Annotated in this window: 13 protein-coding genes and 2 pseudogenes; 10 read left to right on the top strand and 5 right to left on the bottom strand. The window is 70.7% G+C overall.

Translation table 11 applies throughout. The features are described 5' to 3' along the window. The first annotated feature begins 14 nt into the window (after window positions 1-14). The 5 genes from OG738_RS17105 (at window position 15) to OG738_RS17085 (ending at window position 4,410) form a co-directional block, all read left to right on the top strand. Entirely contained in the window at window positions 15-614 is a 600-nt protein-coding gene (locus tag OG738_RS17105) for a PadR family transcriptional regulator (RefSeq protein WP_329055094.1), read from the top strand. A gap of 81 nt (window positions 615-695) precedes the next feature. Next, the gene (locus tag OG738_RS17100; protein WP_329055092.1) at window positions 696-1,673 is read left to right on the top strand and encodes an ATP-binding cassette domain-containing protein; all 978 of its coding nucleotides are present in this window, start codon (window positions 696-698) and stop codon (window positions 1,671-1,673) included. Continuing rightward, window positions 1,663-2,427 (top strand): ABC transporter permease, encoded by a 765-nt coding sequence (locus tag OG738_RS17095; protein WP_329055090.1) that lies wholly within the window; start codon window positions 1,663-1,665, stop codon window positions 2,425-2,427. The genes OG738_RS17100 and OG738_RS17095 overlap by 11 nt, the downstream gene beginning before the upstream one ends. A gap of 92 nt (window positions 2,428-2,519) precedes the next feature. After that, window positions 2,520-3,134: a glycoside hydrolase family 25 protein gene (locus OG738_RS17090; RefSeq protein WP_329055089.1), complete on the top strand. Its 615-nt coding sequence runs from the start codon at window positions 2,520-2,522 to the stop codon at window positions 3,132-3,134. Window positions 3,135-3,153: 19 nt separating this feature from the next. After that, the gene (locus tag OG738_RS17085) at window positions 3,154-4,410 is read left to right on the top strand and encodes an aminodeoxychorismate synthase component I (RefSeq protein ID WP_329055087.1); all 1,257 of its coding nucleotides are present in this window, start codon (window positions 3,154-3,156) and stop codon (window positions 4,408-4,410) included. Here OG738_RS17085 and OG738_RS17080 read toward each other — a convergent pair. Beyond that, entirely contained in the window at window positions 4,387-5,343 is a 957-nt protein-coding gene (locus tag OG738_RS17080; RefSeq protein ID WP_329055086.1) for a quinone oxidoreductase family protein, read from the bottom strand. The two genes, OG738_RS17085 and OG738_RS17080, sit on opposite strands and share 24 nt — an antisense overlap. A gap of 42 nt (window positions 5,344-5,385) precedes the next feature. On the opposite strand from OG738_RS17080, the gene OG738_RS17075 reads away from it, so the two are divergent. Beyond that, complete coding sequence (locus OG738_RS17075) at window positions 5,386-5,919, top strand: QsdR family transcriptional regulator (protein ID WP_329055085.1); 534 nt, start codon at window positions 5,386-5,388, stop codon at window positions 5,917-5,919. A gap of 2 nt (window positions 5,920-5,921) precedes the next feature. Here the strand turns inward: OG738_RS17075 and OG738_RS17070 are convergent, their stop codons facing one another. Both OG738_RS17070 and rsmI read right to left on the bottom strand, forming a co-directional pair. Further along, window positions 5,922-6,422: a hypothetical protein gene (locus tag OG738_RS17070; protein ID WP_329055084.1), complete on the bottom strand. Its 501-nt coding sequence runs from the start codon at window positions 6,420-6,422 to the stop codon at window positions 5,922-5,924. A 230-nt stretch (window positions 6,423-6,652) separates the two neighbouring features. After that, complete coding sequence (gene rsmI / locus OG738_RS17065; RefSeq protein ID WP_329056726.1) at window positions 6,653-7,492, bottom strand: 16S rRNA (cytidine(1402)-2'-O)-methyltransferase; 840 nt, start codon at window positions 7,490-7,492, stop codon at window positions 6,653-6,655. A gap of 80 nt (window positions 7,493-7,572) precedes the next feature. On the opposite strand from rsmI, the gene OG738_RS17060 reads away from it, so the two are divergent. Next, on the top strand, window positions 7,573-9,141 hold the full coding sequence (locus OG738_RS17060) for a dolichyl-phosphate-mannose--protein mannosyltransferase (RefSeq protein ID WP_329055082.1): 1,569 nt from the start codon (window positions 7,573-7,575) through the stop codon (window positions 9,139-9,141). 1 nt (window position 9,142) lies between these two features. Here the strand turns inward: OG738_RS17060 and OG738_RS17055 are convergent, their stop codons facing one another. Further along, entirely contained in the window at window positions 9,143-9,856 is a 714-nt protein-coding gene (locus tag OG738_RS17055; RefSeq protein WP_329056724.1) for an AraC family transcriptional regulator, read from the bottom strand. A 76-nt stretch (window positions 9,857-9,932) separates the two neighbouring features. Between OG738_RS17055 and OG738_RS17050 the strand changes: the two are divergent. Continuing rightward, window positions 9,933-10,500: pseudogene (locus tag OG738_RS17050) on the top strand (class I SAM-dependent methyltransferase). Here OG738_RS17050 and OG738_RS17045 read toward each other — a convergent pair. Beyond that, entirely contained in the window at window positions 10,497-12,251 is a 1,755-nt protein-coding gene (locus OG738_RS17045) for a serine/threonine-protein kinase (RefSeq protein ID WP_329055080.1), read from the bottom strand. The pseudogene OG738_RS17050 and the gene OG738_RS17045 overlap by 4 nt on opposite strands. Before the next feature lie 185 nt (window positions 12,252-12,436). Between OG738_RS17045 and OG738_RS17040 the strand changes: the two are divergent. Continuing rightward, window positions 12,437-14,307, top strand: a pseudogene (locus OG738_RS17040) (propionyl-CoA synthetase). A gap of 65 nt (window positions 14,308-14,372) precedes the next feature. Further along, window positions 14,373-15,938 carry a beta-N-acetylhexosaminidase gene (locus tag OG738_RS17035; protein WP_329055078.1) on the top strand — a complete coding sequence of 522 codons (1,566 nt, stop codon included), beginning with the start codon at window positions 14,373-14,375 and terminating at the stop codon, window positions 15,936-15,938. The last annotated feature ends 7 nt before the right edge of the window (window positions 15,939-15,945 follow it).

The raw sequence follows: 15,945 nt of genomic DNA, 5'->3' as shown, positions 1-15,945 counted from the left end.
AGAGGGAGGCCCGGTTGTCGGCGACACGGTTGCTCGTGCTCGGGGTGGTGCGGATGTACGGCCGCGCGCACGGCTACCAGGTGCGGCGCGAGCTGCTGAGCTGGTCGGCGGACAAGTGGGCGAACGTCCAGCCCGGGTCGATCTACCACGCGCTCAAGAAGATGACCGCCGAGGACCTGCTGGAACAGGTCGACGTCGAGCCGGGCGAGGGCGGGCCGGACCGGACCGCCTACCGGCTCACCGGTGACGGCGAGCAGGAGTACCAGGTCCTGCTCGCGAAGGCGCTGTCCGATCCCCAGCTCAACCACCCCGACCTGTCGGCCGCGATCTCGCTGATGACGACCTTCCCCCGCGCCCGCGTGATCAACCTGCTCCGGCACCGGCTCGTACACCTGGAGGCCGAGCAGCGGCAGGCGAAGCTGATGCTCGAAGAGATCAAGGTGAGCATGGAGCTGGGCACGCCCGAGCACGTCGGTGAGCTGTACCGGCTGTGGGGCGGCATCACCGACGCGAGCCTCGCCTGGCTCGAAGGCCTGATCGCCCGGCTGGAAGCGGGCGAGTACGTGATGGCCGACGAGCGCGGCGACGCGTTCGGCGAGCCACCGGCTCGGTAATCAAGTTTGACTAGCGGACCTTTCTCGGGCACAGTGACCGCTTCCGCTAGTCAACTTTGATTACCTGCGAGAGGGGATCTCATGATCACGGCACGCGGTCTCGAGCGGCGGTTCCGCCGCAAGGGCCGCACTGGGGGCGAAGTACACGCGGTGAAGGGCGTCGACCTCGACGTCGAAGCGGGCGAGCTCGTCGGGTTCCTCGGGCCGAACGGCGCCGGGAAGACGACCACGCTGCGCATGCTGACCACGCTGCTGAAGCCGACCGCGGGCACCGCGACCGTCGGCGGCCGCGACCTGCTGACCGACCCGCTGGGGGTGCGCGAGCGGATCGGCTACGTCGCCCAAGGCGGCGGCAGCTCGCCGGAGACCAAGGTCGCCGACGAGCTCGAACTGCAGGGACGGCTCTACCGGATGAGCAAGGCCGACGCGATCGCGCGCGGTGCCGAGCTGGCCGAGCAACTCGACCTGACCGGGCTGGACCAGCGGCTGACCCGGACGCTCTCGGGCGGCCAGCGCCGCCGGCTCGACATCGCGCTCGGGCTGATCCACTCGCCCGGCCTGGTGTTCCTCGACGAGCCGTCGACCGGGCTCGACCCGCAGAGCCGCGCCAACCTGTGGGAGCACGTCCGCCGGCTGCGCGCCGAGCAGGGCGTCACGGTCTTCCTGACGACCCACTACCTCGACGAAGCCGACGCCCTGTCGGACCGGCTGATCGTCATCGACGACGGGCGGATCGTCGCCGAGGGCACGCCGGACGCGCTCAAGGCCCGCGTCAACGGCGACCGCGTCGAGGTGGGCGTGGACCCGGAGCAGGGCGCGGACGCCGCCGAGATCGCGGGACGGCTGCCGGGCGCGCACGAGCTGTCCGCGGCCGACGGGCTCGTCCGGTTCCGGGTGCCGCGCGGCGACGTCGCGCTGCCGGAACTGCTGCGCGCGCTCGACGCGAAGGACATCCCGATGCGGTCGGTGCAGGTCCACCGCCCGACGCTCGACGACGTCTTCCTGACCCTGACCGGGCGCTCGCTGCGCGAAGCCGAGGAGGGCACCCGTGCTGCGTGACACCTGGCTGATCTTCCGCCGCGACATGAAGGCGGCGCTGCGCAACCCGACCTGGGTCATGATCGGGCTCATGCAGCCGCTGCTGTACCTGTTCCTGTTCGGTCCCCTGATGGTCAAGGCGATGCAGGCACAGGGCCTGTCCGAAGTGGACGGCTGGATGCTGCTCACCCCGGCGCTGACCGCCCAGCTGGCGTTGTTCGGCAGCTCGTTCGTCGGGTTCGGCCTGCTGGCCGACTACCGCTCCGGCGTGGTCGAGCGGTTCCGGGTGACGCCGGTCAGCCGCGGCGCGCTGCTGCTGGGCAAGGTGCTGGCCAACGCGCTGCAGGCCGTCGTGCAGGCGCTGCTGATCATCGTGCTGGCGTACCTGGTGTTCGACCTCGACGCACCGGTCGGCGGCGTGCTGCTGAGCCTGGTGATCGTGTTCCTGCTGGCGGTGTCGCTGGCGTCGTGCTCGTACGCGCTGGCGTTGACGTTGAAGAGCGAGGAGACGTTCCCGGCGCTGCTCAACGCCGTGCTCATCCCGCTCCTGCTGCTTTCCGGGATCCTGCTGCCGATCACGGCCGGCGTCGCGCCGAAGTGGCTGTACACGGTCAGCCAGATCAACCCGTTCCGCCACGTGGTCGACGTGGAGCGCAGTTCGTTCCGCGGCGACTTCACGATGGACGCGTTGTTCACCGGCAGCGTCGTGGTGCTCGTGATGGCGGTGGTGTCGGTGTGGTGGGGCACCCGCACCTTCCAGCGAGACAGCGCCTGAGCAAAAAGGCCTGATCAACCGCGCGTGGGTCACTGCGGGTCCGCTCCCGGCGACGTATGGTGTGCTCTTCATCGACGCGCCGGGGGCGGACTGTGACGGAGCCGGAAGCCGAACTCGGCATCTCGCTGTCCCACCGCGAGCACGTGGCCGACTGGCAGGCCGTGCGGGGCGCGCAGACCCGGTTCGTCTCGGTGACGATCAGCGAGAACGTCAACTGGAGCAGCTCCGCGTCGGAACGCAACCTCGCCGGCGCCCAGGAAGCCGGGCTGCACGTCGGCGGCCGTCACTACGCGCGGCCCGGCGCGGTGCACGACCAGGCCGACCACTTCGTGCGGACGGCCAGCAGGCTCGGCGCGTTCGCACCCGGGTCGCTGGCGCCGGCGCTGGAGGTGGCGGCGCCGAGCGTCGACGACCGGTTCATCAAGGCGTGGATCAAGCACGTCCGGCACGCGGCGCGCATCGAGCGGGTGCTCGTCTACGCCGACCACGACTGCTGGGCGCACCGGCTGCACCCGGACCGCTGGGCCGACAGCGAGGTCGTGCTGTGGCTGGTCCGGCACAACGGCATCCCCGGGCGGCCGGGCTGGTTCCACTCCCGGCTCGGCGTGCACCAGCACGCGTGCAGCCCGGACGTGCCGGGCATCGACGGGCCGGTCGAGCAGAACGCCGTCGTGTACCCGTTCACATTGGGCGACCTTTTGCTGTAGGACCGGTGACAATGTCGCCATGCGCGTGACGAGCAGGGCACTTCGGACGAATGTCACGCCCGCGCGCGCCTTTTCGGTACTCGCTCACCACAACGCCTCCCGCGGGCTGCCGCCGCCGGCGATGCTGTCCGGCGAGTGGTTCGGCTCACCGGCCGTGATCGCGCCGTCGCTTCAGGTGTCGTCCGGGACTCCCTCCTTTCCTTCTTTTCCGGCGCCGGTCGACGCGCCGCCCGGGGTGGTCGGCGGCGGCTGGTTCGGGTACCTGTCGTACGACCTGGCGGATCCGTCGGGCCGTCGCGGCGCGTTGCCGCCGTCCGCGTGGGGCTGGGCGGACCACGTGCTGCGGTGGTCCGCGTCGGGCACCTGCCACCTGGAGTCCCTGGACGGCGGCGGGCCGTCGGTGTCCACAATGGAGTCTCTGCTGACTGCTCCGCCGACGCCGCTTTCCTGGTCCGCGGGACCACTGCGACGTCCACTGCCCTCGGAGCACCGGGACGCCGTGAAGGCGTGCGTGCACGCGATCGAGGCCGGGGAGCTGTTCCAGGCGAACATCTGCAGCCGGTTCACCGGATCGTTCTCCGGGTCCCCAGCGGCGCTGTTCGCCTCCGGCGTTTCTTCGCTGTCCCCCCGCCGCGCGTCCTTCCTGTCCGGCTCCTGGGGGTCGGTGGTGTCGTTTTCGCCGGAGCTGTTCCTCGCGCGGCACGGCCGTGCGGTGCGCTCGACGCCCATCAAGGGGACGCTCCCCCGGCGCGGACCTCAGGACGACGGAAATGCCTTGCTGCTGCGCCAATCCGCGAAGGACGTCGCGGAGAACGTGATGATCACCGACCTGGTGCGCAACGATCTGGGCCGGGTGTGCGAGGTGGGGTCGGTGACGGTGCCGTCACTGCTGAAGGTCCGTCCGGCGCCGGGGGTCTGGCACCTGGACTCGACGGTGACGGGCGTGCTGCGCCCGTCGGTGTCGGACTCTTCGCTGCTCGACGCGACTTTTCCGCCAGGCTCGGTGACGGGCGCGCCGAAGATCCGCGCACTGGACCTGATCGCGTCCCTGGAACCCTGCGGACGCGGGGTTTACACGGGCGCGATCGGCCTGGTGTCGCCGGCGGCCGGACTGGAGCTGAACGTCGCGATCCGGACGTTCGAGATCGCGGCGGGCACGATTTCCCTCGGCGTCGGCGGCGGCATCACGGCCGATTCGGACCCGGAGGCGGAGTGGCAGGAGTGCCTCCACAAGGCGGCACCCCTGGAACGCCTACTTGCCGGGGTCGAGCAGTAGCTTGCCGACGGTCTTGCGGGAGCGCAGGGCCTCGTGCGCGTCGCGGGCGTCCGACAGAGGGAACTCGCCGCCCGGGATCGCCTTGAGCTTGCCTTCGAGCACCAGGTCGAACAGCTCGTTCAGCGCCGTCCCGAAGACGTTGCCCGGGAGCCGGAAGACGTGCGGCAGCCACATGCCGCTGACGGTGGTGCTGTGGCCGAGGAGGTTGCGCAGCTCGACGGGCTTCGGGCTCTCTCGCCCGGCCATGCCGTAGAAGGCGAGCCGCCCGAACGGCGCGAGGGCGGCGATGCTCTGGTCGGTGGTCGTGCCGCCGACCATGTCGAGCACGACGTCGACGCGGCGGCCGTTGTTCGCCTCGAGGAGGGTCGCGGTCATGTCTTCGGCCCGCGAGTCGACGGCGACGTCGGCACCGAGTTCGAGCGCCAGCTCGCGCTTCTCTTCACTGCTGGCGGTGGCGATGACGCGCCCGGCACCCCAGGCCTTGGCGAGCTGCACGGCGATGGTCCCCACCCCACCGGCGGCAGCGTGCACGACGACCGATTCACCCTTTTCGAGGTGAGCGTTCTTCTTGAGCAGCACCCAGGCGGTGGTGCCCTGGACCAGCATGGACAGAGCGGTGAGGTCGTCGATGCCGTCTGGCAGGGGGAAGGTGGTCACCTCGGGCGCGACGGCCTTCTCGGCGTACCCGCCACCGCCGTTCAGCAGGGCGACGACACGCTTGCCTTCGCGGGCCCCGACCACCTCACCGCCGGGGACGAGCGGCAGCTTGCTCGGGGCGAGGTAGCTGTTCTCGGCCTGGTGGGTGTCGGCGTAGTTGACGCCGATCCGCTCGACGTCGATGAGCACCTCACCGGGCCCGGCCACGGGATCGGGCAGCTCGACGGGGGTGAGCACCTCGGGTCCGCCGAACTCGGTCACCTGCACTGCACGCATCTGGGTTTCCCTTCCCATCGAAGCCGTGAGACATTCTGGCATATGTCTCAGGAGTTCGAACTGGCGCGCGAGTGGTTCCTGGCCGGCCGCCGGGTGGACATGGGCGAACTGGCGGAAGCGCTGTCGATCAGCCGGGCGACACTGCATCGCCGGGTCGGGTCCCGGAATCGGCTGCTCGGGGAGATCCTTTGGTCGCTTTCGTCCGCCTCCATCGCGCGGTTGTGGCCTTCGTGCGTCGGCCGTGGGGCTGCGGGGGTGGCCGACTTCGTGAGCGGATATGTTCGGTTTGCGAACGATTCGCCGCCTTTTCGGGACTTCCTGCGCCGCGAGCCAGAGCGGGCTTTGCGGCTGCTGACGACCCGCGCAAGCGTTTGCCAGCAACGGACTACGGCGGAGCTCGAGAAGCTGCTGGTCGGGGAGGTCACGGCTGGGCGGCTGGAGCCGCCGTTGCCGGTGCCGGACCTGGCCTACCTCCTGGTGCGGATCGGCGAGTCGTTCGTGTACACGGATGTGATCACCGGGGATGCGCCGGACGCGGAGAAGGCGTATGCCGCGGTTACCGCTTTACTGACGTGATCTCAACCAGCCACGACGGCTTCGACGTAGACCCTGGCCGACACTTCTCCGTCACTCCAGGTGCTGAAATTCTCATACACCCGGAATTCGCCACCGGACCCAAGCGAAGACTCGGCGAACCGCGCGCACATCGAGGTGCCGGCCGACATCTCGAACGACCTCATGGCCGGATGCGCCAGGTCGCCGATCCAGAACCAGGGCACGAGGAGAAGTTCGGAACCAGCCGGCCGGCCCGTGGAGCCGGCATCACGGCAATCGGTCCATTCCAGCAATGAGACCATCAGATACCGGTGGGCAGGCTCACCACCTGCCGGCTCGACGACACCGACCACGTCGGCGAGAAACCGGGCCGAGTAGCGGATCAAGATCTCGTTCGCTTCCCGGACCGGCCGGCCACCGAAGAAGGCCACATCGGAGTCACGGGAGTAGAGCGGTATCTCGTCGAACGGCTCGGAAGGGTCAAGTTCGGCGGTGAGATCCTCGCCCAGTCCACCCCGTTTCACACGGTCCACCCTAGTTGGACTCAGCCCCGTCAGTGGATCAGCGTGAGATCCGCGTCCCACAGCGCGTCGACGCCGCCCGCCCGGTCCGGGACCACTGCGGCGAGCAACGTGCCACTGATACTCGGTGGCCGCGAGCATCTCACCCGCGAACACGGCGCCGATGTCGTCGTTCGACGTCCACTCTTCGATCTCACCGTTACGCGCCGCCGCGGGGGCGTCCCTGGTCCGCGCTACTTCGCTGTGCGCGCGGCGAGAACGGCGTCGTAAAGCTCCTTTTTGGACACTCCCGCCGCTTCGGCGACCTCCGCCGCCGCGGACTTCAGGCGCTCGCCCGCGTCCACTCGGGACTGGACTTCGCCCACCAGGTCCGCCACCGCCACTTCTCGTGGCTCCGCCCCGGAAAGCACCACCGTGATCTCTCCGCGCACGCCGTCGGAGGCCCACTCCGCCAAGAAGGAAAGCGTTCCCCGCTTCACCTCTTCGTACGTCTTCGTCAGCTCGCGGCACACCGCGGCCTGACGCGAGTCGCCCAGTACCGAAGCCGCGTCCGCCAGCAGGGACGCCAATCGGTGCGGGGACTCGAAGAACACCGCCGTCCGAGGCTCGTCACGCAACGACGTGAGCCAGCGAGCCCGTTCGCCCGGCTTGCGCGGCGCGAAGCCCTCGAAGCAGAAGCGGTCACACGGCAAACCGGACAAAGCGAGCGCCGTCGTCACCGCCGACGGCCCCGGAAGGCACGTCACCGGAAGCGCTTCGGCGACGCACGCCGCCACGAGGCGGAAGCCCGGATCGGACACACTGGGCATACCGGCGTCCGTCACGAGGACCACCGTCTCCCCCGCGCGTAACGATTCGAGCAACTTGGGCAGGCGCGCCGTCTCGACGTCTTCGTAGAAGCTCACCACCCGGCCGCGCGGCGTGACGCCCAGCGCGGTCGTCAAGGACCGCAGCCTTCGGGTGTCCTCGGCCGCGATGACGTCGGCTTCCGCCAGCGCTTCGGCCAGCCGGGGCGACGCGTCGCGGACGTCGCCGAGCGGGGTCGCGGCCAGCACGAGACGACCGGGAACCAGGGGGGCACTCACCCGCCCAGCCTAGGCTGATCAGCGGATCCGGACGACGGACGCCCTGCCCCGCCCGTAGGATCGCCCCCGTGACCGCCGTGCTGACCCGTCCCGACGACGAAAGCGTCCGGCCGGACCCGGTCGAGGCGCTCCGGCCGCCGACCGACCGCGAAGTGACCCTGCTCGGCCGCGGCATGCCGGCCGACCGGCTGCGCGGCTGGGTCGTCACCCTCGTGCTGACCGTGATCGGCGGCATCGTCCGGCTGCAGAACCTCGGCGTGCCGACGGACAAGGGCAGCCCGGTCTTCGACGAGAAGCACTACGTGCCGCAGGCGTGGGAGATGCTGCGCAACGGCGGTTACGAGGACAACTACGGCTACGAGCTGGTCGTCCACCCGCCGCTGGCGAAGCAGCTGATCGCGATCGGCGAATGGCTGTTCGGCTACAACGGCTGGGGCTGGCGGATCGTGCCCGCGCTGGCCGGCACGCTGATGGTGCTGCTGACCGTCCGCGTCGCCCGCCGGCTGACCCGCTCGACGCTGCTCGGCGGCATCGCGGGCATCCTCGTGATCAGCGACGGCGTGCTGCACCTGCAGTCGCGGATGGGCATGCTCGACATCTTCATCGCGCTGTTCGTGCTCGCCGCGTTCGCCTGCCTGCTCGTCGACCGCGATCAGGTGCGCTCCCGGCTCGCGACGGCCGTGCGCGAGGGCTGGGTCAACGAGTCCGTGTGGGGTCCCAAGCTGGGCTTCCGCTGGTGGCGGTTCGCGACCGGGCTGATGATCGGGCTGACCTTCGGCGTCAAGTGGTCGGCGCTGTACTACATCGTCGCGTTCGGGCTGCTGTGCGTGTTCTTCGACGTCGCGGCGCGCCGCGCGGCGGGCGTCGAGCGCCCCTGGCTGGGCACCCTCCGCCGGGACGTGCTGCCGGCGCTGTGGGCGATCCTGGTCATCCCGTTCCTGATGTACCTGAGCGCGTACTGGGCCTGGTTCGCGAGCGAGACCGCGACCGACCGGCACTACACCGAGATCAAGGACATCGCGCCGGGCATCTGGTCGTGGGTGCCGGCGTCGCTGCGCTCGCTCGCCGACTACACCGGCAACGTCCTGCACTTCCACGAAACGCTGGTGACGCCCAAGGACAACCCGCACCCGTGGGAGTCGAAGCCGTGGACGTGGCCGATGGGGCTGCGCCCGATGCTCTACAGCTACGACGGCGACGTCACCGGCTGCGGCGAGTCCCGCTGCGTCAGCGCGACGATGCTGATCGGCACGCCGGCGATGTGGTGGCTGGCGATCCCGATGCTGGGCTGGTCGGTGTGGCGCTCGGTGTTCCGCGCGGACTGGCGCTACGCGGCGGTGCTGGTCGGCTACCTCGGCGGGTACGTCTTCTGGTTCACCAACATCGACCGCCAGATGTACTTCTTCTACGCGACGCCGTTGGCGGCGTTCCTGGTGCTCGGGTTGACGTTGTGCCTGGGCCAGATCCTGGGCAGCGCCCGGCGAGGGTTCGAGAGACGCGGGACCGGTCTGCTCGTGGTGTCGCTGTACGTGGGCCTGGTGGTGGCGAACTTCGCCTGGCTGTGGCCGATCCTGAACGGCGTCGCGATCACCACGGGCCAGTGGGACGCCGAACGCTGGCTGCCGTCCTGGCGGTAGCTCAGCCGGCGAAGTAGGCCCCCGGTGTGACCCCGACGGCCCGCCGGAAGGCCGCCACGAACGCGCTCGCCGAGCTGTACCCCACCCGGTGCGCCACGGTCTCCATCGACGCTCCCTGGGCCAGCAGCGGCAGCGACGCCCGCAGCCGCACCTGCGTGCGCCACGTTCCGAACGGCATCCGGCACTCGCGGACGAAGATGCGCGCCAGCGTCCGTTCCGCCGCTCCGACGTCCCGCCCGAACTCCGCCAGGCTCCGCGGGTCCGCCGGGTTCGCCAGGACGGCCCGCTCGACGTCCCGCGCTCGCGGGTCGGCCGGGGACGGCACCACGATCGGGACCACGTCCAGCGGCTCGAGCAGGTCGAACGCCACGGCCTCGGCGCGCAGCCGCGCCGCCGGGGCGACGCTGTCGCCGGTCAGGTACTCCAGGAGCTCGCGCAGCAGCGGCCGGACCACGACCAGCCGCGGCGACGGCCACGACACCGGCGACAACGCGGGGTCGGCGTAGATGCCGCGCAGCGCCGCCCGGCCGAGCGCGCCCGTGCGGTGCTGGACGCCCGCCGGGATCCACAGCGGCCGCGTCGGCGGGAGGACCCAGCCCGCGTCGCCGGACTTCACCGCGACGACTCCGCGGGCCGACCAGACCAGCTGGTGCACCGGGTGCTCGTGCCACGGGAACCAGGTGCCGGCGGGCAGGTCGACCTCGCCGAGGAGCATGGCCTGGCTGTTTCGCGACATCGTTTGTCAGGCTATCGGCTACCGGTCACCTGCGGGGCGTCCTAGCGTCGGACGCATGCCGATGAACCTGATCCACCGCAAGATCTGCAGCTCCGAGAAGTGGGCGGCGACCGTCGAGGAACGCCTTACGCCGTGGCTGAAGGACCGCGACCTGGGCGACGACGTGCTCGAGATCGGGCCCGGGTTCGGCGCCACCACGAAGGTGCTGCTCGACGCCGTCCCGAAGCTGACGGTGCTGGAGATCGACCACGCGTCGACCGAGCTGCTGCGCGCGAAGTACGGCGACCGCGCCGAGGTCGTCGAGGGCAGCGGCGCGGAGATGCCCTTCGAAGACCGCCGGTTCTCGGCCGTCGTCTGCTTCACGATGCTGCACCACGTGCCGACCCGGGAACTGCAGGACGCGATCTTCGCCGAGGCCGCGGGTCCTGCGCCCGGGCGGCACGTACTGCGGCAGCGACGGCCAGCTCAACTTCCGCTTCCGGCTCCTGCACCTCGGCGACACGATGAACGTCATCGACGCGACGACGTTCCCCGGACGGCTCGAGAAGGCCGGGTTCGAGCAGGTCAGCGTGGACTTGCGGGCGAAGGAGCTGCTGATCTTCTCGGCCGTGAAGCCCAGCTAGCGGCGGGGCAGCTGGCCCCCCGGCTGGCGCGGCACCACCCGCGTCACCGGGCCGTCGGCCGACTTTCCCGCCCGCGACAACCAGCCCTCGACCTCACGCCGTACGGCGTTCAACGTCGGACGGCGCCGGGGCTCCGGGTCCAGCGAAGCCGCCAGCAGGCGAGCGTGCGCACTTCGCTGCGGCAGCCGGGACACCGGTTCGGCCCGCGCCGCCGCCATCAGCGCCGCCATCGGGGTCTCGCGGGTTCCGCGCGGGGGCTGGCCCGACAGCGCGTAGCTGATCGTCGCCGCCAGCTGCCACGCGTCCGACGCCGGGGAGGCCGTCGCGCCCATCGCCTGCTCCGGGGCCACGAAGTCGGGCGTGCCGATCATCATGCCGGTCGCCGTCATCTTCGAGTCGCCCTGGCTGCGAGCGATGCCGAAGTCGATCAGGTGGGCCAGGCCGCTCGGGTCGAGGATGACGTTCGACGGCTTGATGTCGCGGTGCAGGACGCCCTTGTCGTGAGCCGCCGCCAAAGCGCCGGCCATGGTGGCCCACAGGCGGCCGGCCGCGACGTCGTCGAGCGGGCCCTGGCCGTCGACCAGCTCGGCCAGCGGACGGCCCTCGAGGTACTCCATCACCAGCGCGAGCCCGTCCGGCTCCTCGGCGAGGTCGTACACCTTGACGCAGTTGGGGTGGCTGACCACGGCCAGCGCCCGGGCCTCGCGCTGCATGCGCTCGGCGGTGTCGCGGTCCGGCGCGTGCGCGATCTTCAGCGCGACCGTGCGGTTGAGCTGGGTGTCGACGGCCTGCCAGACCGTGCCGAAGCCGCCCGCGCCGAGCTGCTTGACGCGCCGGTAGCGGCTGCCGCCTGCGTTGCGCGAGCCGGGCGGCGGCGGGATCGGCCCCGGGGCCGCGGCGAGCGCGCCGGCCATCGGCGGGGGCTCGGGCGCGGACGCCAGCGCCGTCTTCGGGTACGGCCGGTTGACCGGGGGTGGCGGCGGCGGGGTCGGGCGCGGCTGGACCTGCGACGGCGGCGGCCCCTGCGGCTCCTGGTCGCGGCGCGGCGGCACGTCCGGCCGGTTGATCACCGACCACGGCGGCGGGCCGACCATCGCGACCGGGATCAGGCCCAGCACGCTGAACGGCAGGAAACCCAGGAAGAAGTGCAGCGCGGTGTTGGCCTCCATGCCGACGCTGAACACGAGCATCGCCGCGAACGGGATCCAGAAGAACCGCGACGGCCACTTCGGGCCGCGGCGGAAGGCCGTGCGGCCCTGCAGCATCACGAACAGCAGCGAACCGGCGCCGAGCACGACGAAGGCCGCAAGGTAGACGAAGACCGGGAGGTCGTCGGGGCCGGTGCTGCCGGCGGAAAAGACGTCGAAGACGGTTTGCCGCCCGCCCAGGTACTGCTTCTGGTTGTCCACCCAGCAGAAGCCGCTGGTCAACGTGGCCGTCTCCGCCTTGGACAGCCCGGACTTCTGGCCCGCGAACTCCGCCCGGAAGACCCCCGACACGCCGTTCGACAGCAGCCACGGCAGCACCAGGGCGCTGAACAGCCCGATCGCGCCGAAGACCCCCAGCGTCGTGGCGTCGTACCGGTTGCCGGTGCCCTTCCGGATGATCGCCACCGCCAGCGCACCGATCGGCGGCAGCAGTGCGACGAGCGCGCCGGCCGCACTCGTGGCCCAGACCCAGTCGCCGGGGCAAAAGCCCGGGCCGAACAAGGAATGGGCTAGCGAGAGCAACACGCTCGCGAGTCCGTTCACCGCCGGGCTCCCCTCACTGTCCGTATTCGCTCGGTACCGCCACGCGGCGTTTTCCTGCGGTCCAGCTTAGGACGCAGCCGGCCGCCGTGAGGTTGCCGGGTCTTCAGGTTGCCCGGAATCCGGCAAGCCCGCCGCCCGCGCGTCATGATGGGGCCGGAGCGGACGTCCGACGCGAAGGAGCGGGAATGGGTGCGTACTCCGGGGCCTACCAGCGGAGCCTGACCGAGCCGGACGCGTTCTGGCTGGAAGCGGCCGGGAAAATCAGCTGGACGAAGGCCCCGGAACGGGCCCTGGACGACTCGAACCCGCCCTTCTACCGGTGGTTCCCGGACGCCGAGCTGAACACCTCCTACAACGCGCTCGACCGGCACGTCGAGGCCGGCCGAGGCGGCCAGGCCGCACTGATCTGGGACTCTCCCGTGACCGGACGGCAACGCACCTACACCTACGAAGAGCTGCGGGACACGGTCGCGCGGTTCGCCGGTGCGCTCAGCTCCCTGGGGGTCACGAAGGGTGACCGCGTCATCGTCTACCTGCCGATGGTGCCCGAAGCCGCGATCGCGATGCTGGCCTGCGCGAGGATCGGCGCGGTGCACTCGGTGGTCTTCGGCGGGTTCGCACCGAAGGAGCTCGCGGCGCGGATCGAAGACGCGAAACCCAAGGTCATCCTGGCCGCGTCCTGCGGCATCGAGCCGACGCGGGTGGTCGAGTACAAGCCGATCATCGACGGCGCCCTCGGGATGACCGAGCACCAGCCGGACCACGTCGTCGTGCTGCAGCGCGAGCGGGCCCCGCCGAGCTGGCCGGCCGCGACCTCGACTGGGACGAGCTGGCGGCCGGCGCCACCCCGGCGGACCCGGTGCCGGTCGCCGCCACCGACCCGCTCTACATCCTCTACACGTCCGGGACCACCGGGAAGCCGAAGGGCGTCGTGCGCGACACCGGCGGCCACGCGGTCGCGCTCGCCTACTCGATGGACGCGGTCTACGACGTCCACGCCGGCGACATCTGGTGGACGGCCTCCGACGTCGGCTGGGTCGTCGGGCACTCCTACATCGTGTACGCGCCGCTGCTGGTCGGCGCGACGACCGTGCTCTACGAAGGCAAGCCGGTCGGCACGCCGGACGCGGGCGCGTTCTGGCGGGTCATCGCCGAGCACGGCGTCCAGGCGCTGTTCACCGCGCCGACCGCGCTGCGGGCGATCAAGAAGGTCGACCCGGACGCCCGCGAGCTGGAGAAGTACGACCTCAAGGCGTTCCGGACGCTGTTCATGGCCGGCGAGCGGCTCGACCCGGAGACCTACCACTGGGCGCACGAGAAGCTCGGCACGCCGGTGATCGACCACTGGTGGCAGACCGAGACCGGCTGGCCGATCGCGGCCAACCCGCGCGGCCTGGAGCCGATGGAGGTCAAGGCCGGGTCCGCGACCAAGCCCGTCCCCGGCTGGGACGTCCGGATCCTCGACCAGGCCGGCGACGAGCTGCCGGCCGGGCGCGAAGGCGCCATCACGGTGAAGCTGCCGCTGCCGCCGGGCTCGCTGCCGACGCTGTGGGGCGACGACGAGCGCTACCGCGAGGCCTACCTCTCCCGCTACGACGGCTTCTACCTGACCGGCGACTCCGGGTACTTCGACGAAGACGGCTACCTGTTCGTCATGGGCCGCACCGACGACGTCATCAACGTGGCCGGACACCGGCTTTCGACGGGTTCGATGGAGGCCGTGCTGGCTTCGCACCCGGCCGTCGCCGAGTGCGCCGTCATCGGCGTCGCCGACCAGCTCAAGGGCCAGCTGCCGCGCGGTTTCGTCGTACTCAAGGCGGGTGCGGACATCCCCGAGGAGCAGCTGCGCGACGAGCTGGTGGCCATGGTCCGCCGGGACATCGGGCCGGTCGCCGCGTTCCGCGATGTGTCCATTGTGGACGCCCTGCCGAAGACGCGGTCCGGGAAGATCCTGCGCAAGACCATGCGCGCGATCGCCGACGGCCGCGACGAAGCCGTGCCCTCGACCATCGAGGACCCTGGCGTGCTCGACGCGATCCGGGCCGCCCTTCGTTAAGAGCTGTTCCAAATGGTCGGGCTGGTCTGTACCTTTGGGAGCAGTCCCCGACCGGAGGTGCCCTGATGCGCTTGTCCAGAGCCGTCCTGACCACGGCGATCGTGAGTCTCACGGCAGTCGGCCTGCCCGCCGCCGCGGCGGCTACCCCGGCCGCGCCGGAACGGAGCGTGACCGACGTCGTCCCCGCGCCCGTCTCGGCGAAGGCCGATCCGCGGGGCGGCTTCAAGCTGACGCCGTTCACCGTCATCAGCGCCGACCGCGGCGCCGGCCAGGTCGCGGACTACCTGCGCGGCCTGCTGCGCACGGCCACCGGCTACCCGCTGCCGGTCGTGCCGCGGTCGTCGGGCCTGCCCGCGATCTCGCTGCAGCTGGGCCACGACTCCCGGATCGGCACCGAGGGTTACGAACTCAAGGTCACCCACGACGGCGTCTCGCTGAAGGCCAACACCGCGGACGGGCTCTTCGACGGCGTCCAGTCGCTGCGGCAGCTGCTGCCGTCGGCGATCGACGCGAAGCGCGTCCAGCACCGGACGTGGACGGTCGCGGGCGGCACGATCCTCGACTACCCGCGCTTCGGCGAGCGCGGCGCGATGCTCGACGTCGCCCGGCACTTCTTCAAGCCGGACCAGGTCAAGCTGTACATCGACCAGATCGCCCAGTACAAGATCAACACCCTGCACCTCCACCTCGCCGACGACCAGGGCTGGCGCATCGAGATCAAGAGCTGGCCGAAGCTCGCGACGGTCGGCGGCAAGACGGCGGTCGACGGCGACCCGGGCGGCTACTACACGCAGGCGCAGTACAAGGACATCGTGGCGTACGCGGCGTCGCGGCACATCACGGTGATCCCGGAGATCGACATGCCGGGCCACACGAACGCGGCGCAGTCGACGTACGCGGAGCTGAACTGCGACGGCAAGGCCGTCCCGGTCCGCACGGACACCGAGGTCGGCTACAGCTCGCTGTGCATCTCCTCGCCGATCACCTACAAGTTCGTCGAGGACGTCGTCCGCGAGCTGGCGGCCATCACCCCCGGGCCGTACCTGCACATCGGCGGCGACGAGGCGCACGCGACGCCGCCCGCGGACTACCTGACCTTCCAGCGGAAGGTGCAGCCGATCGTCGCCAAGTACGGCAAGAAGGTCACCGGCTGGCACGAGATCGCCAAGTCGGACCTGCCGGTGTCGGCCGTCCCGCAGTACTGGGACTTCGGCGGCGACAACGAGTCCGTCGCGGCCGCCGCGGCCCGGGGCAACAAGATCCTGATGTCGCCGGCGAACTTCGCGTACCTGGACATGAAGTACACCGAGCAGACGCCGCTGGGCCAGGACTGGGCGGCGCTGGTCGAGGTCAAGGACGGGTACAACTGGGACCCGGCGTCGCTGGTGACCGGCGTCGGGGAGAAGTCGGTCGCGGGCGTCGAGGCGCCGCTGTGGACGGAGACGATCCGGACGAGCGACGACATCGAGTACATGGCCTTCCCGCGGCTGCCGGGCATCGCGGAGATCGGCTGGTCCCCGAAGTCGACGCACAACTGGGACGCCTATCGCGCGCGGCTGGCCAAGCAGGCCCCGCGCTGGGTGACCCAGGGCATCGACTTCTACCGGAGCCCGCAGGTCGACTGGAAGTAAGCACGGT

It is taken from the genome of Amycolatopsis sp. NBC_01488, assembly GCF_036227105.1.
Lineage (GTDB): Bacteria > Actinomycetota > Actinomycetes > Mycobacteriales > Pseudonocardiaceae > Amycolatopsis.
Note: the sequence above shows the minus strand (reverse complement) of the source record. Positions and strands in the feature narration are given on the sequence as shown.

Coding starts and splice junctions, on each gene's coding strand:
- OG738_RS17035 (WP_329055078.1), top strand. CDS start 14,373: ATGCGCTTGTCCAGAGCCGTCCTGACCACGGCGATCGTGAGTCTCACG.
- OG738_RS17075 (WP_329055085.1), top strand. CDS start 5,386: ATGTCTCAGGAGTTCGAACTGGCGCGCGAGTGGTTCCTGGCCGGCCGC.
- OG738_RS17055 (WP_329056724.1), bottom strand. CDS start 9,856: ATGCTCCTCGGCGAGGTCGACCTGCCCGCCGGCACCTGGTTCCCGTGG.
- OG738_RS17080 (WP_329055086.1), bottom strand. CDS start 5,343: ATGCGTGCAGTGCAGGTGACCGAGTTCGGCGGACCCGAGGTGCTCACC.
- OG738_RS17100 (WP_329055092.1), top strand. CDS start 696: ATGATCACGGCACGCGGTCTCGAGCGGCGGTTCCGCCGCAAGGGCCGC.
- OG738_RS17085 (WP_329055087.1), top strand. CDS start 3,154: ATGCGCGTGACGAGCAGGGCACTTCGGACGAATGTCACGCCCGCGCGC.